The sequence below is a fragment of the Pseudomonas sp. S1(2024) genome, from assembly GCF_046557535.1.
On record NZ_JBKGFP010000060.1, the window covers coordinates 131898 to 146291 of the forward strand.

Annotated in this window: 14 protein-coding genes; 5 read left to right on the plus strand and 9 right to left on the minus strand. The window is 60.0% G+C overall.

The window, feature by feature from the left end:
* Window positions 1–13 precede the first annotated feature (13 nt).
* The 3 genes from tssC to ACLCGK_RS16390 form a co-directional block, all read right to left on the minus strand.
* Window positions 14–1516 (minus strand): type VI secretion system contractile sheath large subunit, encoded by a 1503-nt coding sequence (tssC, locus tag ACLCGK_RS16380; protein WP_410952422.1) that lies wholly within the window; start codon window positions 1514–1516, stop codon window positions 14–16.
* A gap of 14 nt (window positions 1517–1530) precedes the next feature.
* The gene (gene tssB / locus ACLCGK_RS16385; RefSeq protein ID WP_024087179.1) at window positions 1531–2070 is read right to left on the minus strand and encodes a type VI secretion system contractile sheath small subunit; all 540 of its coding nucleotides are present in this window, start codon (window positions 2068–2070) and stop codon (window positions 1531–1533) included.
* Window positions 2071–2134: 64 nt separating this feature from the next.
* Window positions 2135–2884 (minus strand): hypothetical protein, encoded by a 750-nt coding sequence (locus tag ACLCGK_RS16390; protein ID WP_024087178.1) that lies wholly within the window; start codon window positions 2882–2884, stop codon window positions 2135–2137.
* 874 nt (window positions 2885–3758) lie between these two features.
* On the opposite strand from ACLCGK_RS16390, the gene tri1 reads away from it, so the two are divergent.
* On the plus strand, window positions 3759–4874 hold the full coding sequence (gene tri1 / locus ACLCGK_RS16395; RefSeq protein WP_410952423.1) for an ADP-ribosylarginine hydrolase Tri1: 1116 nt from the start codon (window positions 3759–3761) through the stop codon (window positions 4872–4874).
* 36 nt (window positions 4875–4910) lie between these two features.
* Here tri1 and ACLCGK_RS16400 read toward each other — a convergent pair whose 3' ends face one another.
* The 6 genes from ACLCGK_RS16400 to ACLCGK_RS16425 form a co-directional block, all read right to left on the minus strand.
* Window positions 4911–5252 (minus strand): hypothetical protein, encoded by a 342-nt coding sequence (locus ACLCGK_RS16400; protein ID WP_410952424.1) that lies wholly within the window; start codon window positions 5250–5252, stop codon window positions 4911–4913.
* 130 nt (window positions 5253–5382) lie between these two features.
* Window positions 5383–5892: a hypothetical protein gene (locus ACLCGK_RS16405; RefSeq protein WP_410952431.1), complete on the minus strand. Its 510-nt coding sequence runs from the start codon at window positions 5890–5892 to the stop codon at window positions 5383–5385.
* Between the two features lie 435 nt (window positions 5893–6327).
* On the minus strand, window positions 6328–6624 hold the full coding sequence (locus tag ACLCGK_RS16410) for an immunity protein Tsi6 family protein (protein ID WP_410952425.1): 297 nt from the start codon (window positions 6622–6624) through the stop codon (window positions 6328–6330).
* A 148-nt stretch (window positions 6625–6772) separates the two neighbouring features.
* On the minus strand, window positions 6773–6904 hold the full coding sequence (locus tag ACLCGK_RS16415) for a hypothetical protein (protein ID WP_410952426.1): 132 nt from the start codon (window positions 6902–6904) through the stop codon (window positions 6773–6775).
* 125 nt (window positions 6905–7029) lie between these two features.
* A complete protein-coding gene (locus tag ACLCGK_RS16420) occupies window positions 7030–7293 on the minus strand; it encodes a hypothetical protein (protein WP_020190029.1) in 264 nt (87 codons plus the stop codon).
* A 9-nt stretch (window positions 7294–7302) separates the two neighbouring features.
* Window positions 7303–8727, minus strand: coding sequence for a DUF6861 domain-containing protein (locus ACLCGK_RS16425; protein WP_410952432.1), 1425 nt, complete (start codon window positions 8725–8727; stop codon window positions 7303–7305).
* A gap of 712 nt (window positions 8728–9439) precedes the next feature.
* On the opposite strand from ACLCGK_RS16425, the gene tssI reads away from it, so the two are divergent.
* The 4 genes from tssI to ACLCGK_RS16445 form a co-directional block, all read left to right on the plus strand.
* Window positions 9440–11296, plus strand: a complete 1857-nt coding sequence (gene tssI, locus ACLCGK_RS16430) for a type VI secretion system tip protein TssI/VgrG (RefSeq protein ID WP_410952427.1) — start codon at window positions 9440–9442, stop codon at window positions 11294–11296.
* 10 nt (window positions 11297–11306) lie between these two features.
* Window positions 11307–11891, plus strand: a complete 585-nt coding sequence (locus tag ACLCGK_RS16435; RefSeq protein WP_410952428.1) for a hypothetical protein — start codon at window positions 11307–11309, stop codon at window positions 11889–11891.
* Between the two features lie 35 nt (window positions 11892–11926).
* Window positions 11927–12394: a DcrB-related protein gene (locus tag ACLCGK_RS16440; RefSeq protein WP_003260502.1), complete on the plus strand. Its 468-nt coding sequence runs from the start codon at window positions 11927–11929 to the stop codon at window positions 12392–12394.
* A gap of 6 nt (window positions 12395–12400) precedes the next feature.
* On the plus strand, window positions 12401–14394 hold a 1994-nt coding region (locus ACLCGK_RS16445; RefSeq protein ID WP_410952429.1), incomplete at its 3' end, for a DUF6531 domain-containing protein.

Consider the following 14394-nt stretch of genomic DNA (forward strand, 5'->3'; position numbering starts at 1 on the left):
ACACACCGGCCTGTCAGCCGCGCGCGCCCTGTGGTAGCTCGGCAACCAGGCGCAGCGAAGCGGTCAGCTCATCCAGTTGGTAGTGCGGGCGCAGGTAGGTCACGGCCTTGTACACACCTGGCTTGCCCGGCACTTCGAACACCTCGGCGCGGGCTTCGCGCAGCGGGAACTTGGCCTTGGCTTCCTGGCTGGCGGTGTCGTCGAGCAGCACGTAGCTGGCCAGCCACTGGTTGAGGAAGCGCTCGACATCCATGCGCGAGGCGAAGCTACCGATCTTGTCGCGCATGATGGCCTTCATGTAGTGGGCGATGCGCGAAGTGGCGAAGATGTACTGCAGTTGGGCCGACAGGCGCGCGTTGGCGTTGGCGATGTCGGTGTTGTACTGCTTCTGCTTCTGCGCCGACTGGGTGCCGAAGAACGCGGCATAGTCGGTGCCCTTGCAGTGCACCAGGGGAATGAAGCCCAGGTCCGACAGCTCTTTTTCGCGGCGGTCGGTGATGGCGATTTCGGTCGGGCACTTGAGGGCGATTTCGCCGTCGTCGGTCTTGAAGGTGTGGGTTGGCAAACCTTCGACCAGGCCGCCACCTTCCACGCCGCGGATGGCCACGCACCAGCCGTAGCGGGCGAAGGCATCGGTAACGCGGGTGCCGAGGGCATAGGCAGCGTTCATCCACAGGTACTTGTTGTGGTCGCGGCCATCGACGCTTTCGACGAAGTTGAATTCCTCCACCGGGGTGGTGTCCGGGCCATACGGCAGGCGACCGAGCACGTGCGGCAGGGTAAGGCCGACGTAGCGCGAGTCTTCCGAAGCGCGGAACGACTTCCACTTGGCGTATTCGACGGTGTCGAAGATCTTCGCCAGGTCACGCGGGCCGGACATTTCGGTGAACGAGTCCCAGCCGAACAGCTCGGGGGAGGCGGCCGAAATGAACGGGGCATGGGCTGCTGCGGCGACGTGCGAGATCTCCTCCAGCAGGTACATGTCTTCGGGGTTGCGGTTGAACTCGTAGTCACCGATCAGCATGCCGAAAGGCGCGCCACCGAAGGTGCCGTACTCTTCTTCGTAGACCTTCTTGAACAGTGCGCTCTGGTCGAATTCGCTGGCGGCCTTCAGGTCGCGTACCAGGTCTTTCTTCGAGGCATTGAGCAGGTGGATCTTCAGCGTGGTGCTGGTCTCGGTCTGGTCTACCTGGTATTTCAGGCCGCGCCAGGAGGCTTCCAGCTGCTGGAACTCACGGGCGTGCATGATTTCGTTCATCTGCTCGGAAAGCATCGCGTCGATCTCGGCGATACGCGAATCGAGCACGGCGATCAGGTCCTTGCTCGGGGTCATCTCGCCCTCGAGCACCTGGTTTACCAGTTCGCCAATCAGGTCACGGGTGCGGTTGCGCTCGGTGTCGGAGCGGGCCACGCGGCTTTGCGAAATGATGCTGTCGAGCAGCGAGGGCTGTGGTGCGAAGTTTTCCACTTCGACCAGGTCGCCGGCCTGTTGCGGTGCGGTTTGCTTGTCGGTCATGTTCGGGCTCCTGCTCAGGCGCGATCGCTGCTGGATGGGTCTTTCACTTCGGCTTCACGGCCGAATTCCTTGCCCAGGGTCTTGAGCTTCTCGGTGTTCTGCAGCACATCCATCAGCAGCTCTTCGAGCTTGTCGTTGCCGCCCATCTTGTTGCGCAGGTCGGCCAGCTTGTTGCGCACTTCCAGCAGTTTGCGCAGCGGTTCGACCTGCTTGACCACGTTCTGTGGCTCGAAGTCTTCGAGGCTGTTGAAGTTCAGCTCCACGCCCAGCTGGGTGCCGTTCTTGGCCAGGGTGTTGTCGACGCGGTAGGTCAGGCGCGGCTTGATGCCCTTGAGCACGCCGTTGAAGTTGTCGCGGTCGATGTAGACGAACTTGCGGTCCTTGAGTTTGGGCAGCGGCTCCAGCGGGTTGCCGGAAAAGTCGCCCAGTACGCCGACGACGAAGGGCAGCTCCTTTTTCTCGATGGCATCGCCGATGTCCACGTCGTAGGTGATATGGACCCGAGGCGCGCGAACGCGGTCGAGTTTGTGCTGAGTGCTTTCCTTCTTCGCCATCGTGTTCTCCAGTGCGAGCAATTCGCTGCGAAACAATGCGCGGCCCGTGACCGGGCGCAGCGCGTTACAGTCCTTCGATCGTCAGCAGCAGGCGCTGACGGATTTCGTCGTTCATTTCCAGGATGTTGTCGCGGCCCACCAGTTCTTCGAAGCTGGTGTTGCCGGCAATCTGCGTGCTGCTGCGGATGACCGAATCGTCGGGCAGTTCAGAGCGCACCGGCGAGCTGATGACGCAGAACGGCAGGTCGCCAAAGCCCTTCAGGCGCTCGAAGCTCAGGCTGTAGCGCAGGCCCTCGAACAGCCGGCCAAGGCCAGGCGACTTGCTCAGGCAGTAGAACAGCACCAGGTAGTGCACCACGAAGCGGTACAGCTCGGCGCTGCTGCGGTTGGGGTCTTTGATGACGTTGCGAAACCGCGCCAGGTCGAAGGCGTGGAAGCCCACCACCCAGCGGGTCGGGCTGGTGATGCGGATGACCTGGCCGCTGTGCTCCAGGGCCTTGTCGTATTCCAGCGGGAACAGTTCGGGGGTGGTGCTGATCAGGTTCAGCGGTACTTCCAGCTCGGTGACCAACTGGAACGGCGCGGCCGAGCCGATACGTTCGTAGAGTTCGACCAGGGCCTGGAAGTGGCCCTGGGTTTCGCGCCCGCTGCTGCGCTGGGCGCCTTGCAGGTATTCGCCAAACAGGGTTTGCGGACGGATCAGCGGTGCCACGGTGGCGAGGTAATCCGCCGCCTGCGCCTTCAGCGCATCGGAGATCGCCCGCGTCTGGCTACGCAGCTTGATCAGTGCTTCGACATCGAATGTCTGTGTCATCGGTGCATCGTCCATGTGCCTGCTTGATCGTCCTGAAACGCCAATGGCGTGGACCTGAAATTGCGCCTCTCGACGGCGGCAAACTTGAGTGCTGGCACATGAATATCGTGTTGCCAGCAATGCCGAGTAGGGCACCTCGCTGCTGAAGAAGTTCCCGCGAGGGGGGCGATTTTTTCCCTGTTTTGTGATGTGACGCAATGATAGCGTCGTGATATTGATTGGGGGTTTCGGACGCGGGAAATAAGGGTTCAGGCCCGAAAACGTGGGTGTGCGAGGGGCGGGAATGCGATAAAAATCCTTGGCAAAAGTTTTTTGCAAAAAGTGAATCCGGTCTCATTTTTTGCGCTGACCGCTTTCTCGCGGAGGTATTGGCGAGACGCCTCAGGATGATGGCAATGCGACGGAATGTGCCGCGTGGAAAGGGTGTTATCAAGCGCGATCCATCCGTTTGGATAGTGACTTTTGAAAGCTCGCGCGCCCCCTCGGAAATAGCGTCGGCCCCCGGGCCAATGCCGCACCAGCAGAGGCAACGGTCTCGCTAAAAACCTTGAAAACGTGCGCGATCACTGTGGGAGCGGGCACGCCCGCGAAGCAGGCGACGCGGTGGATGGCACCGGCTGCGCCGGTGTTCGCGGGCGCGCCCGCTCCCACAGGAACAGCGCCGGCCCCAGGGTTTGTGCCCTGCCTGCAGCAACAATTGCCTCAGCCAAAACCGTGAAGCCTGCACGGCCCCTGTGGGAGCGGGTTCACCCGCGAACACCGGCGTAGCCGGTGCCATCCTCATGGTCGGCGGCTTGCTCGGGTCATTGCCGGGGTAGTGCAGCTCAAGCAAAATGAGCGCATGGACGAGAGCAACCTACTGCAAGGAATCAGCATGATCGACCTGAGAAGCCCGGATGCAATCCTGAGCGACTACGCAAAGCGTTACGCCGATTTGCTCCCCGAACTATCGCCGCAATTGCAACAGCGCATGGCCTACATGCCGGAGCCCGACGCACCAAGGCTGCTGCGGACAAAGCCCGCCTGGCTGAACGACCGATCCTGCACCTTGACACCAGGCCAGGCGCTAGACCGCGCGCAGGGGGCACTGTTGGGACTGGCGATTGGCGATGCGGTAGGCACCACTCTGGAGTTCCAGCGCCGCGATCAGGGGCAGGTCAGCGACATGGTCGGCGGTGGGCCGTTCCGCCTCGCGTCGGGTGAGTGGACCGACGATACCAGCATGGCCCTGTGCCTGGCAGGCACCTACGCAAGCCAAGGCAAGTTCGATTTCGCGACCTTTGCCGATGCCATGGTGCGCTGGTACCGGCAGGGTGAAAATAGCGCCAATGGCCGCTGCTTCGACATCGGCAATGTCACCCGCCGAGCCCTGGAAGGGTGGGAGGCCCAAGGGCTTGCGTGGATGGGCAATCTCGAAGCCTCGACAGCGGGCAATGGTTCGTTGATACGGCTCGCGCCTACGGCCATTTTCAGACGCCACTCGCTGTCGGCAACCTGGTGGGAGAGTGTGACGCAGAGCAGCGTGACCCATCGCGCGATCGAGGTCTCGGAGTGCTGCAAGTTGTTCGGGGCACAGCTGCATCTGGCGCTCAATGGCGCGGACAAGGAAGAGGCGTTGTCGCCGAAGGTGCGCCCCTTGCAGCCCCGGGCCTTGATCATCAATGCCGGGGAGTACAAGCACAAAACCCGTGAGCAAATTCGCTCGTCAGGGTATGTGGTCGATACCTTGGAAGCAGCGCTCTGGGCTGTGTGGAATACGGACAATTTCAGGGATGCGATTCTGTTGGCTGCCAACCTTGCCGATGATGCCGACAGCGTGGCGGCGACGGCAGGGCAGATCGCCGGCGCCTTGTATGGGGTGTCGGGCATGCCGCCGGAGTGGGTGGCCAAGGTTGCCTGGTCGCGGCACATTTGTGAACTGGCAAGCCGGTTGTTTGAACTCGCGCCTCAGGGGGATGAAATGGACGAGCTGCTATCTGGCAGTGAGTGATAGCACCTTTTGTTCAGGCGTTGGCGATCGGCCGCTCTAGTGTGGGGCGCAGCGCTGGGTGCCGTGCCTTTCGCGTGTGTTACTTTTAGCCTGGAATTTTTTAAATGAACTCCATTCTTGTCCATTGATTAACGCCATATAGAATTTGGCAAAAGCCTCGCTAAGTTCATGGTCGTCTTGTAAGTTTGTTTCCTGTAGAGAACGATACCAGGAGATGTCTCGCGCCTCTAAAGGTGCGTGGATTTCACCGTTCTCAGATTTCAACAGAAGGTCGCGAAGTAGGTTGAGCATGGTCATGGCGTCAGGATTCTGGTCCTTGAGAATTTCAAGTTTTTCGCGAAGCGCTCTGGCTGTAATTTTCAGTGTGTCTTTGTCCATTTAATGCCTGAGTGTGCGTAGACCGGAGGGGCGCCGCTGTACGCCCCGTCTCCAAATCGCTGCTGCTTATCAACTGTTACCTTTTCGGTTTTCCGCCGTACTCGCTTTGAGCCTGACCAAGGTAGGCAACTTACCGCCCATCGACCTGGACGCAAACGTCCTTGCCGTCGATAACCTTGCATGGCCAGTTGTCGTTGATGTAGTGATCCGGCTTGAAGCACACCCGGTCATCATTGACCCAGAACAACTGCCAGGCAGAACCCGATATCAGCAGCTTCGAGCAGGGCGTGTAACCCCTGGCCAGCAAAGCCCCCGTAGTCAGAACCATCACTGCAGGTACTACATAGATCAGTGTTTTAATCGATATCCCGAACATCAACGTCTGGAAGCGGTGCAGCCAGGATGCAGGGGGCGGGTCGAACTTCTTGCCGGTCCAGGCGCAGATCGCACTGCCAACGAGCAGGATGGCGAGTGCCGGTGGAGCCATGAGCAGGCCGAACGCGAGGTACGGTGTTTCCACGACCGGAGCGCCACGAAGCAGCCTGCCGAACAGCGGGAACAGGTAGTTGGTATAGGCATAAAGCGAGACGGCCCCTACCAGGAGCAATGCGATGAACATGGCGACGGCCAGCAGCCTCATCTTGAGAGGCGTAAGCCCGGGTGACATTTGTGAGGAGCGTGTATTCATTCGCAGAGCTTGGGCAGGTTGAACGTGGGGGCGATGGCAATGAGGGCATCGATGGCAGCCTGAGGGCGCTTGGCCAGGTAGGCAAGTCTATCCCGTCGGGGCGCAGCTTGCGGATGACCCACCACTTGGCTTCATCGTAAAGCTCGTCGGCAATTCTACCCGCGATGTTTTTGGATGCCATAGCGTGGCGCATTGAGGGTCTTGCGCGCTCGACCTCGATTGGCGCTTGGCGGGTAGATCAACTCATGGTCCATCTGGCGTTTCCGGCTCTTGCTGACCATCGCAGGGGTGGTGCTCGGCCGCTGCAGCTAGGCATCGAACGGTGCCTGTTCGATCCAATAATACTCTTCGTAATCAACCAAGGTATGAACTCGCTAGTGGCCGAGTTCAATCAGGTAGTTGAATCGTCAAGCCGCGGGCCGACTGAATGGCCACGTAGTAAGCGTCCTTCAATACCTTGGCCAACTCCGGGTCATTTTCCTCGAATTCCTTCGATGCAATAGCTCCAATCGTTAGCCTGTGCAGCTTGGATTTATCTTTTTCGGTATCGTCGAAAACTGCCCTGATGTACTTTAACTGGTCGACTATACTCGCGTAAATCGTAAAGCCAGGAATGCGCTTTTTTCGGTCAATCGCCAGCGCAATTGCTTTATCTACATACTCCAGTGGTGTGGCTGGTTTCATTTCTCACCTGCTCATATTAGTTTGAAAAGGTTATTTCCGGTACAGGTTATTTGCGTCGTTCCACGGAATGGATTTCGGTCCACGTGATGTGCATGAGTTGTATCGATATGTGTTTGATTCTTGGCCGTGTTCACTTGGAGGCATGGGGCTATTGGTCTGCGGCTTTCAGCAGTGGCTCCAGTTCGACGCTCAGCTTCATCGCGGCAGGGTCTTGCGCCTTCAGGCTGTCGATGATCAAGCGAAGCTTGAGTAATTTCTGCTTGAGTGTTTCGGTGTTCATGGTCAGTCCTGATTGGGGTAAGGTACTGCACCACTTCACCGCAGCGTAAGAGGGCGCCACTCATTTGTTGGTAGGGTCAAACGTTCATGCAATGTCGTATTTCGTCAGCATTTATCTATGTGGCACTAGATGGCCGTGCCCCGATTTTTTCCCGGCTTGATGATTAGTAATTCATCGAGTTGTCTTTTGCGGCATTTTATCACGAAAGCCAGCGCCGAATCAGGGTCATCCATGAAGGCATCAAATGTAGCTGGAGCGATGGCGTAATATTCTTCGTAGTCAACCATGCCGTTGCTGACGGGGAACGAAACGTAATACTGACCAGCGTCTTCTTCGATGCCGATTGAGTACATGTGCTGACGACTGATGAAAAGATCTTTGAATTTCATAGGGGGCCTTCAAAAAAGGGGAGCGGTATTGAACATCTTGGCGGCAATACCCGCCGCGTCTATGACGGCTTCACTGTTGCCGTCAGGTAGCTTGCCACCAGGGATCCAGAATTCGTTAGCACCGGCTTCATTTCCTGATGGAATCCGTAGATTCAACTGCTTCGGATCAGGGATGTCTACCCGGACCAGTGCATTGGTATCAAGAAAATTCTCAGGCAAGCCAAGGGCTTGCTCCAACGCGCGCTTGTCACCTGCTGTCTTGGCAAGTAGTTCGGTTGCTTCGTGGCCTGGCATGATGAACGACGTACCATCTCTCTGTGCGATGCCGTATTTCTCAAGGTTGGTCTGGGTCATGAAGCGTGAGGCGCCATTTTCGAATTGGGCCAAGTGTTGCGCGACATAATCTGGGTCTAGATAAGTGGTGGGGTCGGGCCTTTCGCCTTTGGCGATTGCAAGAATATCTTCTTCGGTGAATCCAGGTTTGTATTTGGGTTTTGGCGGCTCAACAGCCTTCTGCGATAGCTCGCGAGAGCGTTCGTTGGCAGGTAGTGGTTCAGTTTCTGCACGCTTGAATGGTGTGGCGTCACGTGCTTGAAGTTCAGTATGTGCCAGCAGCTTTTGCTCGTTTTTTGCCAGCCAGGCGGCCAGTTGCTTGTTGGACATTTCCGCCTGCAGCCGGGCACTGCGTATGGCAGGCGTTTCCATATTCCTCAGAATGCCCGCCTTTATCTGCCCGCGGGTCAGGTAGGTGACAATGGCCGTCAGCAGCAGCAACACCAGTTGCTCCTGGCCGCGGGCCAGTTGGCGCGCCGCACGCTCGATACGCTCCTGGGCCTGCGCTGCGGAACCGCCGCTCGGGTCCAGGCCAGCAGGCTTGAGGCCATCCTCGGCGAACCAGGCCGTGGCCATGCCTTGCTGAAGGGTCGACAGGCAGGCCGGCAGGCCCTGATAAAAATACTCGGCGATGGCGGACAGCCCCAGGCCCATGAGGATCAGGTTGCCGACCTGCAGGCCAATGCCGGCGCCGGCCACGGCCCCAGGTGCCGCGCCAACACCGAACGCGAACGCCCCGGCCACGCCGCCGGCCAGTGTACCGACCGCCACGCTGCCACCAAGGATCATCGAAACCTCTTTGACCAGTTGCAGCAGCACCGGCAGGATTTGCTCGATACCTATCGAGGACCACTTGCGCTTGAGGTTGTCCTGAATGATCGGGTAGGACAGGGCCATGGCCTGGCGCACGTTGTCGATACGCTGGCCACCGAGGTAGCCATAGGCCTGGTTGGCGCCATTGCTCACTCGCCGGCTGAAACCGTCCCAGGCTTCATGGGCGCTGTTCAGGCCGCTGTCGACGCTCTGGTTGAGCTCGCTGAATTTCTGCTCGAGATTGCGTTCGATGTCTCCCCAACTGGGGATGTTGGCTAAAAGATCCATTTTCGCTTCACTGTCCATGGAAGTGGCGGCGCTCGGCGGCGAGCGCAGCATGTCGCGTCAGACCTCAGGATGGGGGCGAAGTCCGGCGGAGAGCCCATTGTTCTCATGACAGGCGTGCGCGGCAATGATGGCAATTGAGTATCGCTGCACGGTTTTGTGGCTGGCCGCGTCCCGCAAGTGCCATTACGACCGCGTTCGCGATGGCCATTTGCCGGAATTGGCCAGTGGCGAAAAATTTGAACCAATCCACGTTATGAAACATTTTTCTCCGCCAGTGGAGCTGATGCGTCAGGTAGCGAGACAGTTCGAGTTGGAGCTGTCAGGCATGGGCTCTGATCGACATCTCAAGGACCTTCTGCGACGGGCCGTTCGGCGATAGCCGGGGCGCTTCCGGGCGCCAGTGAGGAATATCAAAGATGGCGATATGACATTGCCTTGCAGGGCGGTATTGCCCGGTTTTTCAAGGCCTGTAGTGAGTTGACAGGGCAGCTTTTGCCGGTGTTTCCTTTGGGCCTTTCTGCCTGCCTGGCATTCGGGAATGTGAACCATGTCGCATTAATTTCAATGCATGATGGCACTTTCCTTTCTGCAGGCAGTCGCATGATTCCGCAGAGCACGCGCGTTATGCGCGCATGCAGAATACGCCCGCAAGATCAGGGTTGCAGCTGAGCATCGCAAGCGCGTGCTGGCCGTGTTTTCAAGGAGATTTCGCATGATCATGGACCTGGCCTCCGCGCTGTTGTCGCCGCAGAACCGCCGCCTGTTCAAGTTTCACAACCTGGCCAACCCCGAGCAGGAACTGCTGCTGGAAACCTTCAAGGGCACCGAAGCCCTGTCGCGGGCGTTCAACTACGAACTGCTGCTGGTCTGCGAAGACTCCGGCGTGCCGCTCAAATCCATGATGGGCCAGCATGTCAGCATCGAGATCGAACTGGCCGAAGGCGGCCCGCGCTACATAACCGGCTACCTCACACGCTTTGCCAGCATTGGCAGCGACGGCGGCATGGCGTGTTATACCGCAACCCTCAACCCGTGGTTCTCGATGCTGAAGAACCGCTTCGACACGCGGATCTTCCAGGGCAACACGGTCGAGGAAGTGGTTACCGAAGTGTTCGCCCTGTGCCCGGCGTTCTCTCGTCACGAGTTCCGCCTGACCCGTCCGCAGAAGCGCTACACCTACATCACCCAGTACCGTGAAACCGACTTCAACTTCGTCCAGCGCCTGCTGGAGGAAGAGGGGATGTTCTACTACTTCGAGCACACCGCCGAAGGCCACACCATGATCATCTGCGATGACTCCAGCACGCTGGTGGACATCCCCGAGCAACCGCAAATCCGCTTCCACAGCGCCTCGGTCACCGAGACTGCCGACTCCATCACCCAGTGGAGCGGCAACCGCCAGTTGCAGTCCGGCAAGATGGCCACGCAGACCTTCGACTACCGCCAGCCCAACAACCGCCTGCCGGTGGCACTGAACAGCGTGAACAAGCAGGGCGATGTCGAGAACTTCGAGATCTACGACTTCCCCGGCCAGTACACCCACGGCACCTACGACGAGGGCGAAACCCTGCTGCGCCTGCGCATCGAGGCGCTGGAGCTGCGCGGCAAGAAGTTCGAAGGTGCCAGTAACTGTCGGGCCATGAAGCCGGGCTACACCTTCGAGCTGCTGCAGCACTACATCCACGACCAGGGCCCGGTAGAAGACCGCCAGTTCCTGCTGATGAGCGTGGAAAGCGAAGGCCACAACAACTACCTTACCGGCCAGCAGGCCAGCTACTTCAACACCTTCAGTTGCGTGCGCAAGAAGATCCCGTTCCGCCCGCAGCTGAGCACGCCCAAGCCGACCATCGCCGGCCCGCAGACCGCGATCATCGTCGGCCCACCGGGTGAGGAGATCTTCACCGACGAACTGGGCCGGGTGAAGATCCAGTTCCACTGGGACCGCAATGGCAAGTACAACGACCACAGCTCGTGCTGGGTACGCGTCGCCCAGTCCGGTGCCAGCGGTGGCTTCGGCAGCATCCAGATCCCACGTGTAGGCGACGAAGTGGTGGTGGTGTTCCTCGACGGCAACCCCGACCGGCCGCTGATCATGGGCAGCCTGTACAACAGCACCAACACCCCGCCATGGTCGCTGCCGGCGAACAAGACCCAGAGTGGCTTCCTGACCCGGTCGATGAAGGGCGACGGCGGAACCGCCAACTTCTTCCGCTTCGAGGACAAGGCCGGCGCCGAGCAGATCATCATGCATGCCGAGCGCAACATGGATACCGAGATCGAGCTGGATGAGACCCATGATGTGGGGAACAACCGCACGATTACAGTAGGTGGCACGCACACCGAAACGGTCAAGAAAGACACCGTGGTGCAAGTGACCGAAGGTTCCTATACCCTGCAGGTCGACAACCAGTTCATACAGGTGGCCGCCAAGCAGCACATCATTCTGCAGGTGGGCGACAGCAGCATCACGCTGACCCCGGAAGGTATCGAGATCAAAGGCAAGGTCATCGTGACCACCAGCACCGACACCACCCAGATCACTGGCGCCGCGGTGCGGATCAACGACTGAGGCAAGGTTCATGTACAAGCCCTCGATCTACGACCGCATCTCTGCCAGGCGCGAAGCGCAAGAGGAGGCTGCGCGGCTGGCCAGGTTGGCGGAAGCCTCTCATGTGCCTGAGCCTGTGCCCGAGCCGGAACCGGTGCCAGCCGCGTTGCAGGATGTGGGCAGCGGTTTCACCTTCGCAGGTTTCACTTTGCAGTTTCCGATCGGCTTTCGCTTTCGCGACATCCAGACCACCATCGAGCATGAAGGCGAGCCGATCAGCCTCAGCATCCGCCGCCGTGATGTACGCGCCAGGCAACCGCTGGAGCAATTGTTCGAGGGCGCGATCCAGGCCTTGCGCGAATTGAACCCGCAACTGCGCGTGATTCGTCAACGTGATTCCCACCTGGCTGGCAACCCGGCCAAGGTCCTGGATTTCCACTTCAATGCTGGCCACGAGCCCCGGCACGGTCGCCTGATCGGCGCGCTGGTGCCCATCACCGGCAGCGAGTCGCTGCAATGGCTGGATATTTCCAGCGTGATCGACCCAAGCAAGCCGGGCCTGAGCCAGTGGCTGGCCGAGTTCGACCGCATGCTCGATGGCTTCGCGCAGGGCTGAACTCCGATTTTTTCGCTATCAGGAATTTTCATCGCATGGATTACGAGTTGCAGGAAGGCGGCATCGCGCTGCCGGCAGGTTTCGAGGACCGCACGGTCAACATGTTCGTCTTGGGTGCTAGTGTTCCAGCACCGTTGAGCATCACCATCTCGCGTGACACCTTGCTGCCGGACGAAGCGTTGCAGGCCTATGTCGATCGCCAGGTGAAGATGCTCACCTCCAAGCTGCGTGGTTACACCCGCATGGGCAACAAGGCCGTCTCGCTCTCGGCTACCGCACCCATTGCCGGCATCCAGATCGACGCCTACTACATGAACCAGGGCCGCCCGCTGTATCAGCGCCAGGCCGCTTTCATCATCAGCCCCGGGCGTGCCCTGATCTTTTCCACCACCGCACAGGCCGACTTCAGTGCCCAGCAGAACCAGGACTGGGACAACTTGCTGGCCAGCTTCACGCCGCGAGCCCCGTCCGTAACCAGCGCCGAGTCCGGCGAACAGGAGTAATCCCTCATGTTCGAAGCGGCCAGGTTCGGCGACGAGATATCGCACACCAGCGCGCTGGGGGGCTTCCTGATCGGGGCAGCCCTGGGCATCGCGCTGGTGGCCACGGTGGCCATCGCCACCTTCACCTGCGGGTTCGGCGTGGCCTTGCTGGCCGGCCTCGCAGCCGGCATCGGAGGCAGCTTGCTGACCGCCGCCGGAGAGGCGATAGGCAGTATGTTCTCGTCCCCCTCAGGGACGATAACCACTGCCTCACCCAACGTATTCATCAACAGCCGCAAGGCCGCCCGCGTCGAAAAAAGCATCGGTGCCTGCGACAAGCACCCTGGCCCGGTGCAGATCGCCGAAGGCTCGACCAATGTCTTCATCAACAGCGTCGCGGCTGCACGCAAGGGCGACAAGCTGACCTGCGGCGCGACCATTTCCGGTGGGTCGGACAACGTCATCATCGGCGGTGGCACCTACCGCTATCTGCCAGTGGATGACGAGATCCCGGAGTGGCTGCGCACCACCGTGGATGTGCTGATGGCCATCGCCGGTGCCGCGGGTGGTATCGCGCAGTTGATCAAGGCGGGTACCCAGGCCGGCATGAAAGCCGTCATGCCTTGCGCCCTGAAGTTCACCGCCGGCTTCGTCGCCGGCGAGGTGGCCAGCCGCTACGTGGTCGAACCCGTCGCCCGCAGGGCCATCGGCGGCCTGGTCGGCAACCCGGTCGACCTCACCACCGGCCGCAAACTGATCCCCGACGAAATCGACTTCAGCCTGCCTGGCCTGATGCCGATCGAGTGGTCACGCTTCTACGCCAGCGACCTGACTGTCGATAGCGTGCTCGGTCGCGGCTGGGTGCTGCCTTGGGAGCAGAGCCTGCGCCGCCAGGGCTCGTTCATCTACCTCACCGACAACCAGGGCCGCGAAATCCCGTTCGTGACCCTGCAACCGGGCCAGCGCATCTACAACCCGCACGAACAGGTGTACCTGGTATGCACCGAGGGCGGCCACTACATCCTGCAAACCCTCGACAACCTGTTCTTCTATTTCGGCGAAGTGCCAGACACCAACAGCGAAGTGCCACTGCAACGCATCGAAAACGCCCTCGGCCACTTCCTGCATTTCACCCGCACGCCCGATGGTACGCTGACCGACATCAGCGCCACCGGCGGTACCCGCGTGCACCTGCACTACGACAACCCGCTGGGTCGCCTGACCGACATCAAGCGCGTGGTGAACAACGAAGCGGTGGAAACGCTCACCCAGTACCGCTACGACGAACACGGCCAACTGAGCGCGGTGATCAACCGCAACGGCGACACGGTGCGCAGCTTCAGCTACGCCGAAGGCCTGATGGTGACCCACAGCAACGCGCTGGGCCTGGGCTGTCACTACCGTTGGGAAACCCTCGGCGACAAGCCGCGCGTGGTCGAGCACTGGACCAGCGATGGCGAGCACTACCACTTCCGCTACGACCTCGACGCCCGCACCAGCTGGGCCACCGACGTGCTCGGCCGCGAGCTGGAAGTGCAGTACAACGCCGATCATCGCGTGCTCGCCAGCCGTGACTACGGTGGTGAACGCTACGCCATCGAGCTGGACGAACAGGGCAACATGACCGGCCTGGACTTGCCGGACGGCAACCGGCTCGCCTTCAAGTACGATGAATACGCCCGCCTGCTAGAAGAAACCGACCCGCTGGGCCGCAAGACCACCTACGAATATCACCACCTGACCACGTTGGTGACCCAGGTCAGCTATCCGGACGGCAGCACCTGGCGAGCGCGCTACGACGACAAGGGCAACCTGCTCGCCGAATTCGATGCCCTCGGCCAGATGACCGAGTACCTGAACAGCGATGACGGCCTGCCGCATACCATCATCGATGCGACTTACAAGTCCAAGTACCTGTGGTGGAATACCCTGGCCCAGGTCGAGCGTTATCAGGACTGCTCGGGCAAGAGCACCTGGTACCGCTACGACGAGCGTCAGCACCTTGTTGCGGTGACCGATGC